Below are 22,976 nucleotides of genomic sequence, written 5' to 3'. Positions count from 1 at the left end.
CGCGCGAGGGCTACTCCTCCGCGTGGGGGCTACTCCTCCGCGCGGAGGAACGCCTCCAGGGTGGTGGCGAAGGCGATCGGGATCTCGTGCATCGGGTAGTGCCCGCAGTTGCCGAGGACCTCCACCGCGGCGTCCGGGTAGTGGGCCAGCCAGGTCGCCCGCATCACCTCGGCGGTCAGCGCCAGGTCGTACTCGCCGACGAACACCCGCACCGGCAGCCGCTGCCCGGCCACCTTCGCGGCGAAGTCCTGGGTGGTCCAGTCCCGCAGGTAGGCCGCGAACGCCTCCGGCCGGGACTCCTCCAGCGACCGGACGGTCATCCGGTCCAGCCAGACCGCGGTGGCCCGGTGGCCGGTCACCAGGTCGAGGATGGCCCGCCGGTTCGCCGGCCGCTGCGCCGCGCCGTGGAACAGGTCGTACGCGTCGCCCTCCAGCGGGTACGCGGCGGCCGGGACCGGGGTGATCCCGGCCACCCGCAGCACCCGGTGCGGTGCCTCGGCCAGCACCCGCTGGATCGCCTTGCCGCCCATCGAGTGCCCGACCAGCGAGAACTCCGGCCAGCCCAGCTGGTCCGCCAGCGCCAGCACGTCCGCCGCGATCTCGGCCAGGGTGTACTCGCCCGGCACGTCCTTCCGCTCGCCGTAGCCCCGGTAGTCCAGGAAGGCGTAGCTGAACGCGTCGCCGTCCAGGTGCTCCGGGAACGCCCCCCAGCCCGCGCTCGTCCCGAACCAGTCGTGCAGCACGATGACCCGCCTCTCGCCGGAGCCGACCGTGCGGTGAGTGATCGTCATGATCCGTTCCCCTCGGGGGAGATGGGTGGGTGGTGACCGTGCCCCAGTCCTCCCCGCCCCGCCGCGCGGCCAACCGGAGAAGCGGGATCCGGGCAGGTGAGCGGGCCCCGTGCCGTAGCGTGGACCGTTATGCGACTCGGTGTGCTCGACGTAGGTTCCAACACCGTCCACTTCCTCGTGGTGGACGCCCACCCCGGTGCTGCCCCGCTGCCCGCGTACTCGCACAAGGCCGAGCTGAGGCTGGCCGAGCTGCTCGACGAGGCCGGGGCGATCACCCCCGCCGGCGTCGACAAGCTGGTCGCCATGGTCGCCTCGTCGATAAGGGTGGCCGAGGACAAGGGCGTCTCCGACCTGCTGCCCTTCGCCACCTCGGCGGTCCGCGAGGCCGCCAACGGCGAGGACGTGCTGCGCCGGGTGGAGGAGGAGACCGGCGTCGGCCTGCGGGTGCTCTCCGGGCAGGACGAGGCCCGGCTCACCTTCCTGGCCGTCCGCCGCTGGTTCGGCTGGTCCTCCGGGCGGCTGCTCAACCTAGACATCGGCGGCGGCTCGCTGGAGATCGCCTACGGCCGGGACGAACAGCCCGACGTGGCCTGCTCGCTGCCGCTCGGCGCCGGCCGGCTCACCGCCCGGCTCCCCGGAGACCTCGCCGACCCCGCGGACCTCCGCGAGCTGCGCCGCCACATCCGGGCCGAGATCGCCCAGGTGGCCGGCGAGTTCGCCCGGCTGGGCACCCCCGACCACGCCGTGGCCACCTCCAAGACCTTCAAGCAGCTGGCCCGGATGACCGGCGCCGCCCCCGAGGGCGCCGGCCTCCGGGTGCCGCGCACCCTCACCCGCTCCGGGCTCACCGCCTGGCTGCCCCGGCTCAGCGCCATGACCCCCGCCGAGCGGGCCCAGATCCCCGGCGTCTCCGAGGGCCGCGCCAGACAGCTGCTCGCCGGCGCCCTGGTGGCCGACGCCGCCATGGACCTGTTCGGCCTCGACGAGCTGGACATCTGCCCCTGGGCGCTGCGCGAGGGCATCATCCTGCGCCGGCTCGACGCGATGGGCGCCCCCGACCGCCGCCCCGCCCTCACCGGCTGACACCCCCCCCGGGCCGCTGCCGCGCCGGGCCGGCCGGGCCCTGCGGGAGGTGACCCGAACGCCCCGGCCACCCGGCCGACGGCCCGGGGACGCCCCACGATCCGGCCCGGCCGCATACGCTGTGTCCCGTGGCGGAACCAGCGGACGAGGACGGAACGCGACCGGACCGCGCTGCCGAGCAGCGGCAGCCGAGAGCCGGCCGTCCGCGCCGCCCGCCCCGGGCCGACGCCGAGACCAGGCCCGCACCGGAGACCCGCCCCGAGGAACCCCTCCCGCCCGGCCGGGTCGGCCGCGCCGCGTCCCGCACCGCTCAGACCGTGCGCTCCGCCAAGGCGGCCAAGGCCGCGCAGGTGAAGAAGGTCGCCCGGGCCGTCCAGCACGTCCGCGCCGTCAACACCGTCCGGACCCCCCGCAAGCGGCCAGCCCGCCGCGACCCGCTGCTGCGCACCACCGACCGGCTGGTCCTGCCCCCGCACCCCGAACTGCACGTCCCCGACACCAAGGTGGCGCTCTCCACCGCCTCGGTGTACCCCGCCAACACCGCCACCGCCTTCGAACTCGCCGGCCGGCTCGGCTACGACGGCGTCGAGGTGATGGTCTGGAACGATCCGATCAGCCAGGACATCGAGGCCCTGCGACGGCTCTCCGACGCCCACCGGGTGCCGATCCTCGCCGTGCACGCCCCCTGCCTGCTGATCACCCAGCGGGTGTGGACCACCGACCCGTGGACCAAGCTGGTCCGGGCCCGGGCCGCAGCCGAGAAGCTCGGCGCGGACACCGTCGTCGTCCACCCGCCGTTCCGCTGGCAGCGTCAGTACGCCCGCGAGTTCGTCGAGGGGATCGCCCGGATGGCGGGCGAGACCCACGTCCGGTTCGCCGTCGAGAACATGTACCCGTGGCGCTACCGGGACCGCGAGATGCTCGCGTACGCCCCCGGCTGGGACGTCACCGAGGAGGACTACCGGCACTTCACCGTGGACCTCTCGCACGCCGCCACCTCCCGGATCGACGCGCTGGAGATGGTCCGGCGGATGGGGGACCGGCTCGCCCACGTCCACCTCGCGGACGGCTCCGGCTCCGGCAAGGACGAGCACCTCATTCCGGGCCGCGGCAAGCAGCCCTGCGGTCAGCTCCTGGAACAGCTCGCCCGCGGCACCTTCGACGGCCACATCGTGCTGGAGGTCAACACCCGGCGCTCCGCGTCCCCGGCGGAACGCGAGGCCGACCTCGCCGAAGCCCTCGCCTTCACCCGCCTCCACCTCGCCACCCCGGCCCGCCGGGCCTGACGCCCGTCGCCCGGCGCCCGTACCCCACGGATTCACCCGCCCGGGCGCCGCGGCCCCGCCTAGGCTGGCTCCATGACGGATCTTCAGCAGGCCCACGCCCTCTCCTTCGGCCCCGTCGCCGCGCAGTACGACGCCGCCCGCCCGTCGTACCCCGCCGAGCTGTTCGACGAGCTGGAGCGTCTCGCCGGCCGCCCGCTCAAGGACGCCGACGTGCTGGACGTCGGCGCCGGCACCGGCATCGCGACCCGGCTGCTGGCCGCCCGCGGCGCCCGCGTCCTCGCGGTCGAGCCGAGCGACGGCATGGCCGCCCGGCTGCGCGCGGTCAGCCCGCGGATCCCCGTGGTGAAGGGCGTCGGTGACGCGCTGCCGTTCCACGACGGCTCCGCCGACCTGGTCACGTACGCCCAGGCGTTCCACTGGACCGACCCCGACCGCTCGGTGCCGGAGGCGTTCCGGGTGCTGCGCCCGGAGGGCGTCCTCGCGCTGTTCTGGAACGTCAAGGACCGCGCCGTCCCGTGGCTGCGGGCGCAGGAGGAGCGGCTGGTGGCGGCGCTGCCCTCGTACCACTTCTACGGCGGGGTGACGGACGCGGTGACCTGGTTCGGGGAGCACGGCGTCCCGGTGGAGCGGGTGACGCTGCGCTGGGAGCGCCGGGTCACCCTGGAGGGTCACCTGGCGGACCTCTCCTCCCGTTCCTACCTGGCGGTGCTCCCGTCCGGGCAGCGGGAGCGGGTGCTGGCGGCGGAGCGGTCGGCGCTGGCGGCGGTGTTCCCGGACGGCTCCCTCACCGAGCCCTACCTGCTGGACCTGTTCGTCGTCCGCAGGCCGCGCTGAGCCTCCCGGGTGAACCCCGCCCCCGAACCCCGCCGCTCCGCTGGCCGGAATCGCTGACCGCATCGCGGACAGCGCGTCCGGCGGCCGGACGTGGGGCGTAGGCTCGATAGACAAACCGGTCTCCGAAGGAGTCGAGCGAGATGCCCCAGCTGAGGTCCAACACGGTCACCCACGGTCGCAACATGGCGGGCGCGCGCGCCCTTCTGCGCGCCGCCGGCGTAGCCCGCGAGGACTTCGGCAAGCCGATCATCGCGGTGGCGAACTCCTTCACCGAGTTCGTGCCGGGCCACACCCACCTGCAGCCGGTCGGCCGGATCGTCTCCGAGGCGATCAAGCAGGCGGGCGGCATCCCGCGCGAGTTCAACACCATCGCGGTGGACGACGGCATCGCCATGGGCCACCACGGCATGCTCTACTCGCTGCCCTCGCGCGACCTGATCGCCGACAGCGTGGAGTACATGGTCAACGCGCACTGCGCGGACGCCCTGATCTGCATCTCCAACTGCGACAAGATCACCCCGGGCATGCTGATGGCCGCGCTGCGGCTCGACATCCCGACGGTGTTCGTCTCCGGCGGCCCGATGGAGGCCGGCAAGGCGGTGCTGGTCGACGGCACCGTCCGCAAGCTGGACCTGGTCGACGCGATCTCCCAGGCGGTCAACGAGAACGTCTCCGACGAGGACATCGCGATCATCGAGGAGAACGCCTGCCCGACCTGCGGCTCCTGTTCCGGCATGTTCACCGCCAACTCGATGAACTGCCTGACCGAGGCGATCGGCCTCTCCCTCCCCGGCAACGGCTCCGTCCTCGCCACCCACACCGCCCGCAAGGCGCTGTACGAGACCGCCGGCCGCACGGTGGTGGAGATCACCGAGCGGTACTACCACCAGGACGACGCGTCCGTCCTGCCCCGGGCGATCGCCTCTCGCGCCGCCTTCGAGAACGCCATGGCCCTCGACATCGCCATGGGCGGCTCGACCAACACCATCCTCCACCTGCTCGCCGCCGCCCAGGAGGCCGAGCTGGACTTCGACATGCGCGACATCGACGCGATCTCCCGCAAGGTGCCCTGCCTGTCCAAGGTCGCCCCGAACGGCTCGTACTACATGGAGGACGTCCACCGGGCCGGCGGCATCCCGGCCATCCTCGGCGAGCTGTACCGCGGCGGGCTGCTCAACGAGGACGTCAGCACCGTGCACTCCGCCTCGATGGCCGAGTGGCTGAAGACCTGGGACGTCCGCGGCGGCTCCCCGTCCGCCGAGGCCGTCGAGCTCTGGCACGCCGCCCCCGGCTGCAAGCGCTCCGCCGAGGCGTTCTCGCAGTCCGAGCGCTGGGACTCGCTGGACACCGACGCCGCCAAGGGCTGCATCCGCAGCGTGGAGCACGCCTACTCGGTCGAGGGCGGCCTCGCCGTCCTGTACGGCAACATCGCCGAGGACGGCTGCGTGGTGAAGACCGCCGGCGTGGACGAGTCGATCTGGCGCTTCCAGGGCAGGGCCGTGGTCTGCGAGTCCCAGGACGAGGCGGTCGAGAAGATCCTCGCCAAGCAGGTCAAGGAGGGCGACGTCGTCGTCATCCGCTACGAGGGCCCCAAGGGCGGCCCCGGCATGCAGGAGATGCTCTACCCGACCTCGTTCCTCAAGGGCCGTGGCCTGGGCAAGGCCTGCGCGCTGATCACCGACGGCCGCTTCTCCGGCGGCACCTCGGGCCTGTCGATCGGCCACATCTCGCCCGAGGCGGCCTCCGGCGGCGCCATCGCCCTGGTCGAGGACGGCGACCCGATCACCATCGACATCCCCGCCCGCACCATCGAACTGGACGTCACCGCCGAGGAGCTCCAGGCGCGCCGCGCCCGCCTGGAGGCCGGCACCGGCTACCGCCCGCGCACCCGCGAGCGGCACGTCAGCGCCGCCCTGAAGGCGTACGCGGCGATGGCCACCTCCGCCGACAAGGGCGCCGTCCGCGACGTCGGCAAGCTCGGCTGACCCACCGCCCGCCCGGCACGCCGTCGAGGAGCCGTCCCACCCCGGGGCGGCTCCTCCGCCGTACCGGCCGCCCGCTCCGCCAGGACCGGCGCCGTGCCGCCGTCGTCGCCCGCGGGCGGGCGATAATCGGACTCGTGGACGACCGGAACACCCCGACCCCCCAGCCTGCCGGCGCACCCCGGCCGGAGCCGATCCGCTGGTTCGGCACCAGCTGGGTGGAGCACGACGACGGCTACTGGGCGCGGCGGGTGCTGGTCGCGCTCGGCGCGCTGGCCGCCACCGCCGCCGGTGCGCTGGTGCTGCGCTTCGCCGTCTCCGGCGTCCAGCTCTCCGACGCCGGCGGGCTGGTCGACGGCCTGCTGATCGCGGCCATCGGCATCTGCACCTGCCTGGCCGCCGTCCGTACCTGGAAGCTGCTCTCCGAGGGCCGCGACTCGCTCAGCGGCTGGATGGCCGAGGAGCGCTCGCTCGGCGCCGTCTGGCTGATCGGCTTCGCCGGCGCGCTGGCCGCGTACTTCCTCCGCAGCCTGACCGAGGCGCCGGGCGAGGCCGTCCACCGCGCCGCGTACCGGGCCGCCACCGAGCGGTACGAGCGCCGCGGCGGTGGCGGTCCCGGCCTCGGCACCCGCAGGCGCCGCGGCTGACCGGGCTCAGGTGCGGCTGGCCGTGCCGCAGTCCCCGGTGTCGCCCTCCTTGGGCATCGCCCGCTTGTCGTCGTACGGGTCGACGGCCGGCCCCGACTGCCGCGGGTCCGGGGCGATCCGGGCGAACTGCGGGAACTCGGGGTGGTAGAAGCCGTCGAAGACCTGGCAGGCGGTGTTGCCCACGTCGGAGGACCGCTCGCTGATGTTGATCTTCTTGGGGTTGGCCCGGTACCGCGCCGGGTCGTAGAACCGGAAGGTCATCACCCGGCGGACGATCGTGCGGGCCGTCGGGGTGTTGCCCGGGGCGTCCGCGACCGGCTGCACCCAGCCCACCGGCTTCGCCCCGCCGTCACCGCCGCTCCCGCCGGGCGCGGACGGCCCACGGCTGGCGGACGGCTTCGGCGAGGCGGCCCGCCGCCCGGCCTCCGGACCCGGCCGCATCGCGTACACGAAGGTGAAGTCGGTGTGCACCAGCACGCCGTTGTCGCCGTCGCCGGCCACCGACATCCGGCCCTGCAGCTTCACCGCACCGCCGACCTGGACCGCCTCGCGCGGGTCGAACCGGCTGAACCAGGAGGTCGGGTCGGCACCGTCCGCGGGCTTCGCCAGGGCGGCGTCGGCGGCGTCGTGCCCCTTGAGGTCCAGCAGCGCCAGGGCCGCCTCGGGACGGCCGCCCGCGATCACCGCCGGGTCCAGGTTGGACGCAGCCAGGAAGTCCCGGACCAGCCCGAGCTGCTCCGCGACCTGCTGCTCGGAGAACGCGCCGACCGCCTGTGCCGGCGGCAGCGCCAGCGCCTCGGCGCCGGACCCCCAGCCCTCGGCCGGCGAACCCGCCCACGGGTGGTCCACCGTCGGGTCCTGCTGCGCCCCGGACCCGGGCTTGGCCGTCGGCAGCGCGGGCGCCGAGGAGGCGGAGCCGTCACCGGAGCCCTGGTACCAGTCCCGCAGCCGGTCCACGTTGAGCGCCGCCAGCGTCACCGCCGCGGCCAGCACCACGAACACCGGCGTCTGCCAGCCCCGCCCGCCGCGCCGTATCCGACCCGGCCGGTCGGCCCGGCCCGCCCGGCGGCCGAAGCGGCCGCGACGGACCTCCGTGGCCGGACGCCACGGCTCGGCCTCGGGCGGGGGGTGGCGCTTCCACCGTTCGGTCAGCATCCGGGCACGGCCCGATGGTTCCTTGACGGTGGCGGCCCGGACGAACTCCTCGTCCAGGACCAGATCGGCGAACGGGTCCTCGGTGGGGCGGGGATCTGGATCTTCGGCTGTCGGCACGCGCACAGTATGGCCAGGGCGGCCGACAGCGCCGGTGGGAGGGTGGGCCGCTCAGCGGGCGGCGGACGCGTTCTGCGTCCAATTGCCCGGCATTGTCGGCCGCCCCCGCCGCAACCGGCCCCGCGGAGCGGCCTCAGGGCTTCTCGCGGGCCTGCTTCACCGACCCGACCACGCCCGCGACCGCCAGCAGCGCACCGGCCGGCAGCAGCGAGGTGAACAGCGCCTCGAACAGCCCGTCACCACCCAGCAGTGTCAGCGCCGCCGTGTTCAGCGCCCACAGCGCACCGGCCGCCGGCAGCGCGGACTGCCACGGGTGCTCCTCCATCCAGCGGTGCAGCCGCCGGTCCCCGGCGTCCCGGCGCAGACGCGCGCCGACCGTGCCCACCAGGAAGAAGAAGAACAGGCCCAGACTCGCCGGGAACGCCAGGATGTCCATCGCCCAGTGACCGGTCACGATCTCCACGCCCAGCGCCGCACCACCCACCACCGCACCCACCGCGGTGGCCGTCCGCCACGGCCCCAACGTCGCCGAGGCGACGGCGGCCTGACGGCTCTCACGTCGTGACAACTCTCCGTGTCCCATGCCTCCACGGTCCCCCCGCACCCGCCGGTGGACCATAGGGAAAGACCCTGACTTTCCCCCGAGGACGACCCGGGGGAGCGGGCCGGGGGTGGGCCGGGCGGGCGGATCCGGTGGCGCGGTGCCCGCAGGTCGGACGTTCCGCCGTCCGAGCGTCCGCCGGTGCGAGGATGGGCCGCAGCAGCGGACGAAGGAGCGGCTCATGACCAGCAGCGGGACCGGACAGAAGATCGCCTTCCTCGGCACCGGCAAGATCGGCGAGGCCCTCCTCTCCGGCCTGCTCCGGGCCGGCAAGGACCCGGCCGACGTCATGGTCACCGCCCGCCGCCCCGAACGCGCCGAGGAACTCACCGCCAAGTACGGCGTCACCGCCGTCTCCAACGCGGACGCCGCCAAGCTCGCCGACACCCTGATCCTCGCCGTGAAGCCGCAGGACATGGGCGTGCTGCTCGACGAACTCGCCCCGCAGATCGCCGCCGACCGGCTGGTCATCTCGGCGGCGGCCGGCATCCCGACCTCCTGGTTCGAGTCCCGGCTGGCCGCCGGGACGCCGGTGGTCCGCGTCATGCCCAACACCCCGGTCCTGGTCGACGAGGGCATGAGCGTCATCTCCGGCGGGTCGCACGCCGCCGAGGCGCACCTCGAACGAACCGAGGAGATCTTCCGCTCGGTCGGGAAGGCCCTGCGGGTGCCCGAGTCCCAGCAGGACGCCGCCACCGCCCTCTCCGGCTCCGGGCCGGCGTACTTCTACTTCCTGGTCGAGGCCATGATCGACGCGGGGATCCTGCTCGGCCTGCCGCGGCACGTGGCCCACGAGCTGATCGTCCAGTCCGCGATCGGTGCCTCGATCATGCTCCGCGACTCCGGCGAGCACCCGGTCAAGCTCCGCGAGGCCGTGACCTCGCCGGCCGGCACCACCATCGCCGCCATCCGCGAACTGGAGAACCACGGCGTCCGGGCCGCCCTCCTCGGCGCGCTCGAAGCCGCCCGCGACCGCTCCCGCGAACTCGCCTCCGGCGGCAAGTAGCCGCGGAGCGGTCGACCACCGGGCGACCGGGTGGGCTCGCCGATCCGGCCGGGGGTTAGGGTCGGGCGGTGACGTACGACCTGGTGATCTTCGACAACGACGGTGTGCTCGTGGACAGCGAGCCGATATCGAACCGGGTCCTGGCCGAGTACCTGACGGAGCTCGGCCACCCCACCACCACCGAGGACTCGTACCGGGACTTCATGGGCTGTGCCGCCCACACCGTGCACGACGTGATCGCCGACCGCTACGGCGCGAAGCTCCCCGAGGGCTTCGACGAACTGTTCCACGGCCGGGTGTTCGCCGCCTTCGAGGCGGAACTGACGCCCGTCCGCGGCGCCGACCGGCTGCTCCGGGACCTCGGCCGGGACGGCGTCCGGTACTGCGTGGCCTCCTCCGCGCACCACGCGTGGATCCGCACCGCGCACCGCCTCACCGGCCTGGCCGGCCACTTCCCGGAGGACCTGGTCTTCAGCGCGCAGGACGTCGGCGTGGGCAAGCCCGCCCCCGACCTGTTCCTGCACGCGGCGCGGACGATGGGCGTGGACCCCGCCCGCTGCCTGGTGCTGGAGGACAGCCCCAACGGCGTGCTGGCGGCCCGGGCGGCCGGGATGGACGTGTACGGCTACGCGGCCCTCACCCCGCCCGCCAGGCTGACCGCCGCCGGCGCCACCGGCCTGATCACCGACCTCGCCGAGGTGCCCGCCCTGCTGGCCGGCTGAGCGCGCCGGGCGCCCTCCCACCAGGCGGCTTCCGCCCGCCGGGCACCTCCCGCCGAACTGGCCGCGTCCGACCCCTCCCGTCACCGCGCCGGAGCGCCTACGCTCTCGCCCACTGTCGTCGTACCGGCGGGTAGCGCCGGTGGTGAGCGAGGTCGTCGATGCCGGGTACGAGGCCGTCCGCCGAGCCTGCCGAGCCGACCGACCCGGCCGAGCCTGTCGGGCCGGCCGAGCGGGCCCGCCCGGCCGGGGCGGGCACGGTGCCCGGCCCGCGCCCGCCGCGGCCGGCCGCCGGGGCGCCCGCCCGGCTGCGGCAGGCGCGGGCGGCGCTGACCGCGGCGTTCCTGCTGCAGGGCGCGACCTTCGCCCTGCTGGTCACCTGCATCCCGAACTCCAGGACCGGTACGGCCTCGACGACACGCTGCTGCCGGTGTTCCTGGCGGCGGTCCCGGTGCTGGCCGGGGTGGGGTCGATCGGGTCCGAGCGGCTGGTGAGGCGGACCAGCGCGCGGGCGGTGCTGCGGGTGGTCCAGCCGGCCGTCTGCCTCACCCTGGCGGCCGCCGGACTCGGCGACGGGCTGTGGCAACTGGCGCTGGCTCTGGGCGTGTTCGGCCTGCTGGTCGGGGCGCTGGACGCCTCGATGAACATGCTCGGCGTCGGCCTCCAGCACCGGTACGGGCGCAGCATCATGATCGGGTTCCATGCCGCGTTCAGCCTCGGCGCGATCGTCGGTGCGGCGCTGGCCGGGATCGGGGCGCACTACCGGCTCGGCTTGCCGGTGCTGTTCGGCGGCGCGGCGGCGGTGCTGGTCCCGGCGGCGCTGCTGGCGGGCACCCGGTTCGCCGGGCCGGCCGAGATCGGGGACGCCGTCCAGGAGGCGGCCCGGGCGGCGGAGCGCTCGATCCCGTGGCGGCCGCTGCTGCCGCTGTGCCTGGCGATGGCCGCGGCGTACATCGCGGACGCGTCGGTCTCCAACTACAGCGTGAAGTACCTGACGGACGCGCTGGCCAGCCCCGAGGACGTGGCCAAGCTGTCCTACCTGGGGTACATGGTCGCGATGCTGCTCGGCCGGATGCTCGGGGACGCGGCGGTGCAGCGCTGGGGCGCGGTGCCGGTGGTCCGGACCGGGGCGGTGCTGGCGGCGCTCGGGTTCGTGGTCGCGGCGGCGGCGCCGGAGGCGGTCACCGGGATCGCCGGGTTCACCCTGCTGGGGCTCGGGATCTGCGCGATCATCCCGCAGGTGTTCGCCGCCGGCGGCCGGCTCTTCCCGGCCGACTCCGACGCCGCGGTCGCCCGGCTCAACCTCTTCAACTACGCGGGCTTCCTGGTGGGTTCGCCGCTGGTCGGCGCGCTGGCCGGGGCCGGCTCGTACCGGGTGGCGCTGCTCGCCCCGACCGCGCTGATCCTGCTGGTCCTCCCGCTCGCCCGGCACTTCGCCCCGGCCCCGGCGAAGGCGCTCTGAACCGCCGGGGCGCGGGTCGGACGAGCCCCGGCCCGGGCGGCCTCACGGCAGCTCGTCGCGGATCTCGTCCAGCGAGGTCTGCAGCGCGGCCTTGGCGCGGGTGAACCAGTCGGTGATGACGGCGATCTCGTCCGGCGTGTAGTCCGCGAACAGCGCGCCGATCCGCTCGTAGAACGGCCCGTACACCGCGAGGGCCCGGGCCTGCGCGGACTCCTCGATCACCACCCGCACCCGGCGGCGGTCGGCGGGGTCCGACTCGCGGCGGACGTACCCGGCCTTCTCCAGGCGGTTGAGCACACCGGTGACCGCGCCGGTGGTGAGGTGCGCACGCTCGGCGAGATCGCCCGCCAGCAGGGACTCCCCGGCCAGCGCCGCCTCGATGACGAACCCGAGGCAGGTCAGGTCGGTCACGTTCAACCCGAGCCGCGAGGCGATGTCCTGCTGGCCGAACTGGGCCAGCGCGATCATCCGGTCCATCGAATACAGCGCCTGCTCGGGGGTGGCCTCGGGGCGCGGCTTGCCCTCCACGGGGAGACTCCTTAGCATCTAAGTTACTTAGCTCGTGAGATAAAACGTCTGCGGCCCTGGCCGGTCGCGGCACCATCACACCAAAGGAGCCGACATGAGCGCACACGGCGACCACGACATGGGGCACACCGTCGCCGGCTGGACCGGCTCGGCCGTGGTGCTCCTCGGCACCACCGTGGCCGGCATCGGCTTCGCCGCCTGGTCGGCCACGGTCCTGGTGGCGGGCCTGCTGCTGATCGCCCTCGGCGCCGTGGCCACCTGGGTGCTCCACCTCGCCGGCTGGGGCAAGCCCTCCGGGCCCGGCCCGCCGCCCGGCGGGACTGGCGGGTCCGCGACCACGCCGCCCTCGCCGGCCACCCCGACTGCCTCGGCTGCCGCCTCGCCGGCCGAACCTCCGCGCCGAGGCCGGCCACGCAGCGCCCCGGAACGGAGGCCCAGGTGCCCGGGACCGCCCGCGCCTAGCCGCGTACGGGCCCCGCGCGCCCTGCCGCCGCCGCGGAGCGGATCACCCACTACGGTGGGGCCATGCCCGACGCCGAGCGTGACACCCCCTGCGGCCTGCACCTCTTCTGGGACGAGGCCGAGACCTCGTACGACTTCGGTCCGGGCCACCCGATGGACCCGACACGGCTCGCCCTCACCATGCGCCTGGTGGAGGCGTTCGGACTCACCTCCGCCCCCGGGGTCACCCTCCGCTCGGCCCCCGCCGCCGGCGACTCCACCCTCCGGCTGGTGCACAGCGCCGCGTACGTCGAGGCGGTGCGGCGGGTGGCCGCCGAACCGGACCGGCCGGACCTGCGGCACGGCCTCGGCACCGACGACACCTGGGCGTTCCCCGCGATACACGCCGCCTCCGCGCTGATCGCCGGTCAGAGCGTGGCCGCCGCCGAGGCGGTGTGGCGCGGCGAGGCGGCACATGCCGTCAACTTCGCCGGCGGCCTGCACCACGCGATGCCCGACCGGGCGTCCGGCTTCTGCGTGTACAACGACCCCGCGCTGGCCATCGCCCGGCTGCTGGAACTCGGCGCCGAGCGGGTCGCCTACGTGGACGTGGACGTCCACCACGGCGACGGCGTCCAGCAGGCGTTCTGGAACGACCCCCGGGTGCTCACGATCTCGCTCCACGAGTCCCCGGCCACGCTCTTCCCGCAGACCGGCTGGGCCACCGAGACCGGCGGCCCCGACGCGCCCGGCAGCGCAGCCAACCTGCCGCTGCCCGCCGGCACCGGCGACGCCGGCTGGCTGCGCGCCTTCCACGCCCTGGTGCCCGAGCTGCTCGCGGCGTTCCGCCCGCAGGTGCTGGTCAGTCAGCACGGCGCCGACACCCACGTCGAGGACCCGCTGGCCCACCTCGCGGTCAGCCTGGACGCCCAGCGCGCGGTCGCCGAGTCCCTGCACGACCTGGCCCACCGGTACGCCGACGGCCGCTGGATCGCCACCGGCGGCGGCGGGTACGCCGTGGTGGACGTGGTGCCGCGGACCTGGACCCATCTGGTGGGCATCGCCGCCGGCCGGCCCGTCGACCCGGCGGCCCTCACCCCCGAGCCGTGGCGCGCCGAGGTGCACCGGCTCACCCGGCAGCAGCCGCCGCTGCGGATGACCGACGGGGTCACCCCCGACTGGCGGGACTTCCACGACCACGGCTACGACCCCGGCGACCGCCTCGACCAGGCGATCCTCGCCGCCCGCCGGGCCGTCCTCCCCCACCACGGCCTGCTCCCGTGAACACCGCCGAGGGGACCCCCGCCGAGGTGAACCGCGCCGGACTCCGCACACACCTGCTCCGCCACCGGCTGGCCGGCCCCGAGGTGCCCACCCCGCGCGACAACAACCTGCGGCACTACCGCGCCTTCGCCCAGGGCGACCCCAAGTCGCTGATGGGCCTGGACCCCGAGCGCCCCTGGGACGAGGCCGCCGTCCTGGCCCTGATGGCCGACCGGTGCGGGGTCAGCCCCGACCCCGGCTACACCGACGGGCCCGACCGGATCGACCCGGACCGCACCCTCGACGCCCTCGACCGGCTCGCCGACCTGATCGCCCGCACCGCCGAGCGCCGCGGCGCCGTGCTGGTCGGCACCGGCCACCCGCTCAGACTTCCGCCCTTCCACGGGGCGCTCGCCCGCGCGCTCGGCGCGGCCGGATGCACCCTGTACACCCCCGCGCGCGGCCGGTGCTTCCGTGAGCCCCTCCCGGACGGTGAGCGCGACTGCGTCCTCGACCACCTCGGTCCGGTGACCGTGGTCCGGGCCCTCGACGGCCGCGACCCCGCCGGCGAACCCCTCCCCGGGGACCTCCTGCACACCCACTCGCCGCTGCCCGTACGGCTCGCCCTGGCCGCCCTCGCCGAGGCCGGACAGCGCCCGCCCGACCTGGTCCTGGGCGACCACGGCTGGCTCTGCGGCGCCGGACGCCTGGGCATCCCGGCCGGCGGCCTGGCCGACTGCAACGACGTCGCCCCCTTCGCCGGCGAGGCCGAGGGCACCGTCGCGGTGGTCGTCCCGGTGGACGACGGCTCTCCCCCCGAGTGCTACAGACCGCTGAGCGACTACGTACTGCAACGGGCGGATCTCTCACCGTACAAGGACTGAGCTTCCCCCTCTTCCCACCCGCACCACGCATAACTACTCTGGGGATACACGTGTGCCGGTGGAGTCACCGGAGGGGAAGCCGGTGCCTTGCACACGGGTAAGGGTCGGGTGAGGCAATGAGTTCCGGCGAGCGCCCTCTTCAGGACGTCGTCTTCCTGACCGTGGCCGAGGTCGCCTCGGTCATGCGGGTGTCGAAGATGACGGTGTACCGGCTGGTGCACAGCGGCGAGCTTCCGGCCATCCGGGTCGGCCGCTCCTTCCGCGTCCCCGAGCAGAAGGTCCACGAGTACCTCAAGGAGTCCTACGTGCGTCTGCAGAGCGCGTAGGGCGCTGACACCAAGGGCCTTCTCGGGGCACCGATTACGGCTTACGGGGTGCGAGAGGTAGGCTAAGGCCTCCGTCAGTCGTATGGACTCCCGTCTCTCACGGGCGAGAGTCCGAGTGAGCGAGGAATGTTCCGTGGGCTCTGTCATCAAGAAGCGTCGCAAGCGTATGGCCAAGAAGAAGCACCGCAAGCTTCTGAAGCGCACTCGCGTTCAGCGTCGCAACAAGAAGTAACACCCACGGTCGCGCCCTCGCGCGCGCTACAGGTGTGCGTACTGCCCGCCCCGGCTTGAAGCCCGGGCGGGCAGTGGGCGTTCAGGGCCCGAACACACCCACCGGGGCCGCCGGGCCGTCGACTCCGCCCGTAGCCCGGGCCGTCCGCGAATCGCGCGGCCGTGGTTGCCTGGGCGAAACCCCGGCACGGTACGGTGCAGACAGGGCGCACGCCCGGACACCGGAACCGGACTCAGGAGGGCGCTGACCCGTGGGCAACGTCGTGCTCGTCACCGGCGTGGCACGGCATCTCGGTGCCCGCTTCGCCGCGGAGATCGCCGCCCGGCCCGAGGTGGACCGGGTGGTGGGCGTCGACGTCCTGCCGCCGGAGGACCTCCCGGCCGGCGTCCACTTCGCCCCCGTCGACCTCCGCCGTCCCGCCGTCGCCCGGGTGATGGCCGAGCACGAGGTCGACACGGTGGTCCACCTCAACGTCAGCGCCACCGGCTCCGGCGGCCGTGCCGGGGTCAAGGAGACCAACGTCATCGGCACCATGCAGCTCCTCGGCGCCTGCCAGAAGGCCCCCGGACTGCGCCGACTCGTGGTCAAGTCCACCACCGCCGTCTACGGTTCCGCGCCCCGCGACCCGGCCGTCTTCGTCGAGCGGATGCAGCCCAAGGACCTGCCCGCCGGCGGCTTCGCCAAGGACGCCACCGAGGTCGAGGGGTACGTCCGCGGCTTCGCCCGCCGCCGCCCCGACGTCGCCGTCAGCGTGCTGCGCTTCGCCAACGTCGTCGGCCCCGCCGGCGACACCCCGCTCTGCGCGTACTTCGCCCTGCCGCTGCTGCCCACCGTGCTCGGACGCGACCCGCGGCTGCAGTTCGTCCACGAGGACGACGCCGTCGAGGTGCTCCGGCTCGCCGCCCTCCCGGCCCGCCCCGGCACCACCAACGCCGGCACCTTCAACGTCGCCGGCGACGGCGTGCTGCTGCTCTCCCAGTGCGCCCGCCGGCTCGGCCGGCCCACCGTGCCGCTGCTGCGCCCCGCCCTCACCGCGGTCGCCGGACTGGTCCGGCAGACCCGGCTCGCCGACATCTCGCCCGAGCAGATCCAACTGCTCACCCACGGCCGGGTCGTGGACACCACCCAGCTCCGCGAGACCTTCGGCTACACCCCCCGGTACACCACCCCCGAGGCGTTCGCCGACTTCGCCGCCGCCCAGACCGCCGGACTGCTGCCCCCCGAGCGGCTGACCGCCGTCACCGACCGGCTCGCCGACCTGCTCGGCGCCGGGCACTCCGGTCCGCACCCCCGCAACCGCACCGACGCCGAGGAGCCGATGCCGCGATGACAGCCGCCAGGGAGCACGCGTCCGGCGAGGCCAAGGTCATCCCGATCGAGTCCGCGCCCAGCTGGCGCGGCGAACAGCGCGACCTCGCCGACCGGGTCGCCGACGCCGTCGGCGGAGCCCTCGCCGGACCGCTCGGCACCACCGCGACCCGACTGTTCGGCAAGGGCTGGGAGGAGAAGGCCGCCAACGGCCTCGGCTTCCTCCGCCGCCGCATCACCGGCGACTACGAGGTGGACGAGTTCGGCTTCGACCGCGAACTCACCGAGGAGGTCCTGCTCTCCGCCCTGAGGCCGCTCGCCGAGAAGTACTTCCGGGTCGAGGTGAAGGGCGTCGAGAACATCCCCTCCGAGGGTGGCGTCCTGATCGTCGCCAACCACTCCGGCACCGTCCCGCTCGACGCGCTGATGACCCAGGTCGCCGTCCACGACCACCACCCGCGCCGCCGCCACCTGCGGATGCTCGCCGCCGACCTGGTCTTCGTCCTCCCCGTCGTCAACGAACTCGCCCGCAAGGCCGGCCACACCCTCGCCTGCAACGAGGACGCGCAGGCCCTGCTGGAACGCGGCGAGGTCGTCGGCGTCTGGCCGGAGGGCTTCAAGGGCATCGGCAAGCCGTTCTCCGAGCGGTACAAGCTGCAGCGGTTCGGACGCGGCGGGTTCGTCGCCTCCGCCCTGCGGGCCGGCGTGCCGATCGTCCCCTGCTCGATCGTCGGCGCTGAGGAGACGTACCCGATGATCGGTAACCTCAAGACGCTCGCCCGGCTGCTGGGGCTGCCGTACGTGCCGATCACGCCGACGTTCCCGTGGCTCGGACCGCTCGGCGCGGTACCGCTCCCCACCAAGTGGACCATCCAGTTCGGCGAGCCCGTCCCCACCGACAGCTACCCGCCGGAGGCGGCGGACGACCCGATGCTGGTCTTCAACCTCACCGACCAGGTCCGCGAGACCATCCAGCACACCCTGTACAAGCTCCTGGTCCAGCGCCGCTCGGTCTTCTTCTGACCCACCCGGCCGGGCGCGCACCGGTGCGCACGGGTCAACCGCTGAAGGGGCGCGAGGAACGGCGCGAGGTGGGAAGGCACAGCCTCTGCTGTCTTCCGCCTCGCGCAGTTCCCCGCGCCCTGGTGGTGCGCCGGAGGCCGGCTACCCGAGCGTCAGGCCCGGGAGGAGGCCCGGGACCAGGGGCGGGATGGTGAGCCCCTGGCCCTCCGGGGTGGCGGGGTCGGCCGGGGCGGAGGGAGCGGCCGACCCGGAGGTGGTGCCCGGCTGGGCCGGGGTCGGGGTGGTGCCGCCGCCCAGGATCCCGCCGAGGACCTGCCCCACCTGGTTCCCCCCGGTGCCCGGGCTGGCCGCGCCGGGCACAGCCCCACCCGTACCGCCACCGCCCCGCGAGGTCGGCGCCCCGCCGGCCGGCTGCTGCTGCCCGGTCTGCGCGGAACCGCCGGAGGCTCCCGGGGCCTGCTGCCCGCCGCCCGCCCCGGAACCGCCCTGGCCGCCCGTCACGGGCTTGTCCAGGCGGAGGGGCGCGACGTCCTCGCTTATGTCGTCGAAGAGCCGGTCGACCTTGCCGGCCTGCGGGGCGAGCCCGCCGGGCAGCCGGCCCTGGATGGTCGTCCACCGGGCGTCCTCGCCGTCGGCGAAGGTGGCGAGCCGCTGCATCGGGGCGAGCGAGCCGTTGCTGCGGTAGACCGAACGGAGCAGGTCGCGGCCGCGGAGCGCCTCGGCGTGCATGTCGTCCAGCGCGCGACGGACCTGGTCCACCGTCTCGGGGCTCAACGCGTCGTCGCCGCCGCCCCGTTCGAGCAGGGACTGGGCCTCGTCGAGGCGGGTGGAGGCCTGCTTGAGGAGCAGGGCGCCGCGCTCGCTGTCGGAGCCGGCCCAGTCGAGCTGGAAGCCCTCCAGCCCGCGCTTCACGCCGTAGAGCGCGTCCCCGGGCAGGGCGTCGGTGCTCGCGGCGGCGGCCCCGGCGAATCCGCCGACGGCGACGCCGGCGACCAGGCCGCCGATCGCGAGTCTGCGGCCCCAGCGGGAACGCCGGACCGACCGGGCGGCCCGGTGGCCGCGCTGCCGGGGGACGTCGGCGGGCTTGCCGCCGGCCCACTCCCGCTCGAACGCGGCCATCAGCCGGGCGCGTTGGACCGTGCGAGCCTCGACGCTCAGCTCGGGCTCGGGCAGGGCTCCGAGGGTGTCCGCCATGGCGAGCAGCTCGGCCATCGCGGCGGATCCGCTCCGGTGCGATCCGCCGGGCCTGTCCTCTGCCTGGTGGGCCTCCAGCGCCTCGGCGAAGGCCTTCGCCCGCCGGTGCTCCAGCACGTTTGCCGTCACGGGCCACACCTCCCTTCGTCGTTGTCGACACCGTGGCCAGCCGGACGGTTGCCTCGGCGGGCCGAAACCACACCATCGGGTGACAGCTCTGGATCCCGCTTGACTACGGGCCCGGTGGCGGATTGCACGCTGGCCAACGAGCGGTGTCGGGAGTCGGTTACGCACGACTGATCATGTGACCGCCCATTCACCCGCACGGGTCGGGGAGCAGGGGAGGGCGACGGTCGATCGGATATCGCGTGGGGGCGATGGCACGGCCTCATCGAGCGTCGGGGGGGAGCAGACGGGCCAGCGTCCGCACCGCGCGGTACTGGAGGGTCTTGATGGCACCCTCGTTCTTGCCCATGATGCGGGCCGTCTCGGCGACCGAGAGGCCCTGCAGGAACCGCAGCGTGACGCACTCCTGCTGCTGCGGGTTGAGCCGCCGGACGGCGTCCAGCAGCGCGGCGTTGGAGAGCGACTCCAGCACCGAGTCCTCGGGGCTGCGCTCGCACTCGTTGGAGTCGAGCATCTCGCCGGTGGTGACCTCCAGCCGGAACCGGCTGGACTTGAAGTGGTCGGCCACCAGGTTGCGGGCGATGGTGACCAGCCAGGCACCGAAGTCCCGGCCCTGCCAGGTGAAGGTGCCGATCCGGCGCAGCGCGCGGAGGAAGGTCTCGCTGGTGAGGTCCTCGGCGGTGGCCCGGCTGCCGACCCGGTAGTAGATGTACCGGTAGACGGTGTCCGCGTAGTGGTCGTACAGCCGGCCGAAGGCCTCGCTCTCGCCGTTCTGGGCCCGCTCGACCAGGTCGACGACGGGGTTGTGCTCGGTCTCGAAGCCCGGGCTCGGGGCCGTCCTGGCCCGGCCCCTGCCGGTGGTCCCGGTGGCGCCGGAGCCCGCCTGGGTACGGCTGCGGGTGCCGGTCGTACCGCCGGTCGCGGTGGAGCGCAGCAGGGTGCCGGGACGGGTGGGGGCGACCGGGCCGACGCCGGCGAGGACGGGCCGGGGCTGGGGGAGGAGCAGCTCGACTTCGCGGATGGCGGCCCACAGGCGGTCCAGACGCCCGAGCGGTGCGCCGGGGCCCGAGCCGGGACGCAGGGTGGCGGTCGACGGGCGGGAGGTGGCAGGCGCGTCGTTCCGGACGGGTGGGTACACGGGACTCCCAGAGGCAGAACTGTGGACGGGTCACCTCCGCCTGCGCGGAGAGCACACTCCCGACCTCCCGTCACCGGGGACGCGTGGGTGGCGTGCATCCAGGAGAGGATAACGCTTTGTGCAATGACCGCTACACCGTGTGGTCGAAGTGGTCGGTTGAGGTCCAGTTGTTGCGCATATTCACCTGCCGGCGACCGAAGTTGTCACCATCCACCTGGCGCAATGTGACCGCTTGTGCACAGCGGGTGACCGAATAGGCGGGCGGGGGCCTGGTTTCCCCGCGTTCGAGCCGGGCAACCCCCGACTTTGGCGAGTCGCCGAACGATCGGATCCGGTCACGGCCGATCAGGTCCGGAACCGCCCCCGGGGGAGCGTCGATTCGCCCGGAAGCATGAGCCCGGCTCCCCGCCCGGGTGCCTTCGCAGGATCCGGGTTGACGGCAGGTCAGCGGCAGGTCAGTGCGCTGCGGACGCCCCCGCGACCGGCCGGCGGGCGGTCAGTTCTCCACCCGCTGCCGGCGGCGGATCGCCAGCGCGGCCGCGGTGGCCCCGGCGACCACCCCGGCGCCGACCGCGGCGGGCAGCCCGACCCGGGCCGCCTTCCGCCCGGTCCGGAAGTCCCGCACCCGCCAGCCCATCGCCCGCGCGTGCCGGCGCAGTGCCGCGTCCGGGTTCACCACGTACGGGTGGCCGACCAGGCCGAGCATCGGGATGTCGTTCGCCGAGTCGCTGAAGGCGGCGCACCGGCTGAGGTCCAGCCGCTCGCGCCGGGCCAGCGCCTGCACCGCGGCGGCCTTCGCGGGACCGTGCAGCAGCCCGCCGACCAGCCGTCCGGTGTACTCGCCGTCGACCGTCTCGGCGACCGTGCCGAGTGCGCCGGTCATCCCGAGCCGGCGGGCGATGATCCGGGCCACCTCCTGCGGGGCCGCCGTCACCAGCCAGACCCGCTGGCCGGCGTCCAGGTGCATCTGGACCAGCGCCCGGGTGCCCGGCCAGATCTTCTCCCGCAGCACCGGCTCGAAGATCTCCTCGCAGATCGCCTCCAGCTCGGCGGTGCGCTTGCCGGCCACCAGGCCGAGGGCCCGGTCCTGGGCGTCGGCGATGTGCCCCGGGTCCTCCGCGCCGGCCAGCCGGAACCAGGCCTGCTGCCAGACGAACCGGGCCACGTCGCGGCGGGTGAAGAAGCGGCGGCGGTACAGCCCGACGCCGAGGTAGAAGATCGCGGCGCCGCGCAGGATCGTGTTGTCGCAGTCGAAGAAGGCGGCGGCCCGGGTGTCCCCGGGGGTGGGGGTGTGGTCCTCGACCGGGGCCCTGGGCGGCCGGCCCGGCTTCCGCCCGGCCTCCGCGGCCGTGACCTCGCCCTGCCCGGCCCCCGCGGCCGTGACCTCGGCGGCCTCGGCGACCTCGGCCAGGTCGGCCTCCGTGTCCGGCGCGGCCGGTCCGGGGGCCTCGGCCAGCAGCAGGTCCGCCTCCGCGGCGTCGGCGGCGGCCTCGCCCGCCAGGACGGTCCGCGCGTCGTCGGAACGCCTTGCCTTGGTGAGCCATCGGAGCGCCGCCATGCCCCTGAGCATAGCCAGCGGGGGTGGCGGATCCCGTGACGGCCGTGTGCAGCCACGGTTAACGGGACCCGACCGCCGGGCGGGCACAATGGGCGGGTGAGCCTGCTGCGACGCGACAAGAAGAACCCGGCCGACCGCACCGTCACGATGATCGGCAAGCCCGGCTGCCACCTGTGCGACGACGCCCGCGAGGTGCTGCTGCGGGTCACCGCCGAGCTGGGCAGCGCCTTCGAGGAGAAGGACATCACCCAGGACGCGGCGCTGTACGAGAAGTACGCCGAGCAGATCCCGGTGACCCTGATCGACGGCCGCCAGCACGACTTCTGGCGGGTGGACGAGCGCCGCCTGCGCGCCGCACTCGGGGCCTAGCCACACCCCACGCCACCTGCGGCCCGCCCCGCCGCGGCCCCCCGTACACCGAATCGTTGTGCTCGGATCCATGATCGGCCTGGGAATGTGCCGATTGGTCGGCTTACGATCCAGTGGTTTACCTGTCCGCCGGGGGCTGTCCGCAGAGGAGGGCGCGGTGAGCGGCTATGCCGTCATCGACGTCGAGGCCACCGGTCGCAGTCCGTGGCGCCACCGGGTCGTCGAGGTCGCCGTGGTGCTGCTGGACCGGCACCTGCGGACGGAAGCCGAGTTCACCACCCTGATCGACCCCCTCGGACCGGTCGGGCCGAGCCACGTGCACCGGATATCCCAGGACGACGTGGTCGGCGCCCCGCGCTTCCGCGAGGTCGCCCCGCACCTGCTCGACCTGCTGGCCGCCCGGGTCCTGGTCGGCCACCACGTCGCCTGCGACCGGGCCTTCCTCGACCGTGAGTTCGCCCGGATCGGGGTCCCCTTCCCGGCCGTCCCGCTGCTGTGCACCATGCGGCTGGCCCGCGAGCTGCTGCCGGACGCCGGCGGCTACGGCCTGGCGGCCTGCACCGAGGCGGCAGGCCTCGGCCCCTACCCCGCGCACACCGCGCTCGGCGACGCCCGGGCCACCGCCGAGCTGCTGCGGTACTGCGTCCGCGACCGCTCCTGCCCGCCGGCCGCATGGGCCGACCCGGTCCGGGAAGCCGCCCGGGTACCGTGGCCGCGGCTCGGCCAGGCCCGGACCCGCGAGGTGGAGGAGCCCGTCCCGCAGCTCCGCCGTACGGTCCCGACCGGTCCGTGGCCGGGCGGGGCGGACCACCCGGAGCCCGTCCCGACCATCGCGGACGGCGAGTGATGCGTGTCACTGTGCGGGGACAAATCGGACACCATCTTTGTGCACACGTTCACAAA

Annotated in this window: 23 protein-coding genes and 1 pseudogene; 17 read left to right on the top strand and 7 right to left on the bottom strand. The window is 74.4% G+C overall.

Going from position 1 to position 22,976, the window contains the following annotated elements; genetic code table 11:
* Positions 1 to 29 precede the first annotated feature (29 nt).
* Entirely contained in the window at positions 30 to 791 is a 762-nt protein-coding gene (locus ABWK59_RS15595; protein WP_354641183.1) for an alpha/beta fold hydrolase, read from the bottom strand.
* A 129-nt stretch (positions 792 to 920) separates the two neighbouring features.
* Between ABWK59_RS15595 and ABWK59_RS15590 the strand changes: the two genes are divergently transcribed.
* From ABWK59_RS15590 to ABWK59_RS15570, 5 genes are all read left to right on the top strand, one after another.
* The gene (locus ABWK59_RS15590; RefSeq protein WP_354641182.1) at positions 921 to 1,874 is read left to right on the top strand and encodes a Ppx/GppA phosphatase family protein; all 954 of its coding nucleotides are present in this window, start codon (positions 921 to 923) and stop codon (positions 1,872 to 1,874) included.
* A 458-nt stretch (positions 1,875 to 2,332) separates the two neighbouring features.
* Positions 2,333 to 3,160, top strand: coding sequence for a sugar phosphate isomerase/epimerase family protein (locus ABWK59_RS15585; RefSeq protein WP_420492922.1), 828 nt, complete (start codon positions 2,333 to 2,335; stop codon positions 3,158 to 3,160).
* A gap of 72 nt (positions 3,161 to 3,232) precedes the next feature.
* Positions 3,233 to 3,994, top strand: a complete 762-nt coding sequence (locus ABWK59_RS15580) for a class I SAM-dependent methyltransferase (RefSeq protein ID WP_354641181.1) — start codon at positions 3,233 to 3,235, stop codon at positions 3,992 to 3,994.
* 140 nt (positions 3,995 to 4,134) lie between these two features.
* Positions 4,135 to 5,979, top strand: a complete 1,845-nt coding sequence (ilvD, locus tag ABWK59_RS15575; RefSeq protein ID WP_354641180.1) for a dihydroxy-acid dehydratase — start codon at positions 4,135 to 4,137, stop codon at positions 5,977 to 5,979.
* Between the two features lie 134 nt (positions 5,980 to 6,113).
* Positions 6,114 to 6,623, top strand: a complete 510-nt coding sequence (locus tag ABWK59_RS15570; RefSeq protein WP_354641179.1) for an EamA/RhaT family transporter — start codon at positions 6,114 to 6,116, stop codon at positions 6,621 to 6,623.
* A 6-nt stretch (positions 6,624 to 6,629) separates the two neighbouring features.
* Here ABWK59_RS15570 and ABWK59_RS15565 read toward each other — a convergent pair whose 3' ends face one another.
* Positions 6,630 to 7,895, bottom strand: a complete 1,266-nt coding sequence (locus ABWK59_RS15565) for a hypothetical protein (protein ID WP_354641178.1) — start codon at positions 7,893 to 7,895, stop codon at positions 6,630 to 6,632.
* 133 nt (positions 7,896 to 8,028) lie between these two features.
* Positions 8,029 to 8,463 carry a hypothetical protein gene (locus ABWK59_RS15560; protein WP_354641177.1) on the bottom strand — a complete coding sequence of 145 codons (435 nt, stop codon included), beginning with the start codon at positions 8,461 to 8,463 and terminating at the stop codon, positions 8,029 to 8,031.
* A 214-nt stretch (positions 8,464 to 8,677) separates the two neighbouring features.
* On the opposite strand from ABWK59_RS15560, the gene proC reads away from it, so the two are divergent.
* The 3 genes from proC to ABWK59_RS15545 all read left to right on the top strand — a co-directional run bounded on the left by proC (position 8,678) and on the right by ABWK59_RS15545 (position 11,683).
* On the top strand, positions 8,678 to 9,502 hold the full coding sequence (proC, locus tag ABWK59_RS15555) for a pyrroline-5-carboxylate reductase (protein WP_354641176.1): 825 nt from the start codon (positions 8,678 to 8,680) through the stop codon (positions 9,500 to 9,502).
* Positions 9,503 to 9,570: 68 nt separating this feature from the next.
* Positions 9,571 to 10,224 (top strand): HAD family hydrolase, encoded by a 654-nt coding sequence (locus tag ABWK59_RS15550; protein ID WP_354641175.1) that lies wholly within the window; start codon positions 9,571 to 9,573, stop codon positions 10,222 to 10,224.
* A gap of 427 nt (positions 10,225 to 10,651) precedes the next feature.
* Entirely contained in the window at positions 10,652 to 11,683 is a 1,032-nt protein-coding gene (locus ABWK59_RS15545; protein WP_354641174.1) for an MFS transporter, read from the top strand.
* A gap of 42 nt (positions 11,684 to 11,725) precedes the next feature.
* On the opposite strand, the gene ABWK59_RS15540 is transcribed toward ABWK59_RS15545, so the two are convergent.
* Entirely contained in the window at positions 11,726 to 12,211 is a 486-nt protein-coding gene (locus ABWK59_RS15540; protein ID WP_354641173.1) for a MarR family winged helix-turn-helix transcriptional regulator, read from the bottom strand.
* A 94-nt stretch (positions 12,212 to 12,305) separates the two neighbouring features.
* Here ABWK59_RS15540 and ABWK59_RS15535 point away from each other — a divergent pair.
* From ABWK59_RS15535 to ABWK59_RS15505, 7 genes and pseudogenes are all read left to right on the top strand, one after another.
* Positions 12,306 to 12,431, top strand: a pseudogene (locus ABWK59_RS15535) (HGxxPAAW family protein); the annotation flags it as partial.
* A gap of 305 nt (positions 12,432 to 12,736) precedes the next feature.
* Entirely contained in the window at positions 12,737 to 13,936 is a 1,200-nt protein-coding gene (locus ABWK59_RS15530; RefSeq protein WP_354641172.1) for an acetoin utilization protein AcuC, read from the top strand.
* Positions 13,933 to 14,799 (top strand): phosphatase, encoded by an 867-nt coding sequence (locus tag ABWK59_RS15525; protein ID WP_354641171.1) that lies wholly within the window; start codon positions 13,933 to 13,935, stop codon positions 14,797 to 14,799. The genes ABWK59_RS15530 and ABWK59_RS15525 overlap by 4 nt, the downstream gene beginning before the upstream one ends.
* A 116-nt stretch (positions 14,800 to 14,915) precedes the next feature.
* A complete protein-coding gene (locus tag ABWK59_RS15520) occupies positions 14,916 to 15,125 on the top strand; it encodes a helix-turn-helix domain-containing protein (protein ID WP_354641170.1) in 210 nt (69 codons plus the stop codon).
* 133 nt (positions 15,126 to 15,258) lie between these two features.
* Complete coding sequence (locus tag ABWK59_RS15515) at positions 15,259 to 15,357, top strand: 30S ribosomal protein bS22 (RefSeq protein ID WP_003948845.1); 99 nt, start codon at positions 15,259 to 15,261, stop codon at positions 15,355 to 15,357.
* Positions 15,358 to 15,607: 250 nt separating this feature from the next.
* Positions 15,608 to 16,687, top strand: coding sequence for an NAD-dependent epimerase/dehydratase family protein (locus ABWK59_RS15510; protein WP_354641169.1), 1,080 nt, complete (start codon positions 15,608 to 15,610; stop codon positions 16,685 to 16,687).
* Positions 16,684 to 17,688 carry a lysophospholipid acyltransferase family protein gene (locus ABWK59_RS15505; protein WP_354641168.1) on the top strand — a complete coding sequence of 335 codons (1,005 nt, stop codon included), beginning with the start codon at positions 16,684 to 16,686 and terminating at the stop codon, positions 17,686 to 17,688. Before ABWK59_RS15510 ends, ABWK59_RS15505 begins: the two co-directional genes overlap by 4 nt.
* 141 nt (positions 17,689 to 17,829) lie before the next feature.
* On the opposite strand, the gene ABWK59_RS15500 is transcribed toward ABWK59_RS15505, so the two are convergent.
* From ABWK59_RS15500 to ABWK59_RS15490, 3 genes are all read right to left on the bottom strand, one after another.
* The gene (locus tag ABWK59_RS15500; RefSeq protein ID WP_354641167.1) at positions 17,830 to 19,011 is read right to left on the bottom strand and encodes a DUF5667 domain-containing protein; all 1,182 of its coding nucleotides are present in this window, start codon (positions 19,009 to 19,011) and stop codon (positions 17,830 to 17,832) included.
* A 259-nt stretch (positions 19,012 to 19,270) separates the two neighbouring features.
* Positions 19,271 to 20,146, bottom strand: coding sequence for an ECF subfamily RNA polymerase sigma factor, BldN family (locus tag ABWK59_RS15495; RefSeq protein ID WP_354641166.1), 876 nt, complete (start codon positions 20,144 to 20,146; stop codon positions 19,271 to 19,273).
* A gap of 496 nt (positions 20,147 to 20,642) precedes the next feature.
* Positions 20,643 to 21,704, bottom strand: a complete 1,062-nt coding sequence (locus tag ABWK59_RS15490; protein WP_354641165.1) for an HAD family hydrolase — start codon at positions 21,702 to 21,704, stop codon at positions 20,643 to 20,645.
* Between the two features lie 147 nt (positions 21,705 to 21,851).
* Here ABWK59_RS15490 and ABWK59_RS15485 point away from each other — a divergent pair, with 147 nt between their 5' ends.
* Positions 21,852 to 22,073 (top strand): glutaredoxin family protein, encoded by a 222-nt coding sequence (locus tag ABWK59_RS15485; RefSeq protein WP_354644964.1) that lies wholly within the window; start codon positions 21,852 to 21,854, stop codon positions 22,071 to 22,073.
* Between the two features lie 157 nt (positions 22,074 to 22,230).
* Positions 22,231 to 22,920, top strand: a complete 690-nt coding sequence (locus tag ABWK59_RS15480; protein ID WP_354641164.1) for a 3'-5' exonuclease — start codon at positions 22,231 to 22,233, stop codon at positions 22,918 to 22,920.
* The last annotated feature ends 56 nt before the right edge of the window (positions 22,921 to 22,976 follow it).

The sequence above is a fragment of the Kitasatospora sp. HUAS MG31 genome (genome assembly GCF_040571325.1).
In the GTDB taxonomy this organism is placed as follows: Bacteria; Actinomycetota; Actinomycetes; order Streptomycetales; family Streptomycetaceae; genus Kitasatospora; species Kitasatospora camelliae.
This window is presented reverse-complemented; position numbering and strand designations above follow the sequence as displayed.

Excerpts from the sequence above, each read along its gene's own strand:
- ilvD (WP_354641180.1), top strand. The coding sequence starts at position 4,135 with ATGCCCCAGCTGAGGTCCAACACGGTCACCCACGGTCGCAACATGGCG.
- ABWK59_RS15530 (WP_354641172.1), top strand. The coding sequence starts at position 12,737 with ATGCCCGACGCCGAGCGTGACACCCCCTGCGGCCTGCACCTCTTCTGG.
- ABWK59_RS15485 (WP_354644964.1), top strand. The coding sequence starts at position 21,852 with ATGATCGGCAAGCCCGGCTGCCACCTGTGCGACGACGCCCGCGAGGTG.
- ABWK59_RS15595 (WP_354641183.1), bottom strand. The coding sequence starts at position 791 with ATGACGATCACTCACCGCACGGTCGGCTCCGGCGAGAGGCGGGTCATC.
- ABWK59_RS15520 (WP_354641170.1), top strand. The coding sequence starts at position 14,916 with ATGAGTTCCGGCGAGCGCCCTCTTCAGGACGTCGTCTTCCTGACCGTG.
- ABWK59_RS15580 (WP_354641181.1), top strand. The coding sequence starts at position 3,233 with ATGACGGATCTTCAGCAGGCCCACGCCCTCTCCTTCGGCCCCGTCGCC.
- ABWK59_RS15505 (WP_354641168.1), top strand. The coding sequence starts at position 16,684 with ATGACAGCCGCCAGGGAGCACGCGTCCGGCGAGGCCAAGGTCATCCCG.
- proC (WP_354641176.1), top strand. The coding sequence starts at position 8,678 with ATGACCAGCAGCGGGACCGGACAGAAGATCGCCTTCCTCGGCACCGGC.
- ABWK59_RS15590 (WP_354641182.1), top strand. The coding sequence starts at position 921 with ATGCGACTCGGTGTGCTCGACGTAGGTTCCAACACCGTCCACTTCCTC.
- ABWK59_RS15490 (WP_354641165.1), bottom strand. The coding sequence starts at position 21,704 with ATGGCGGCGCTCCGATGGCTCACCAAGGCAAGGCGTTCCGACGACGCG.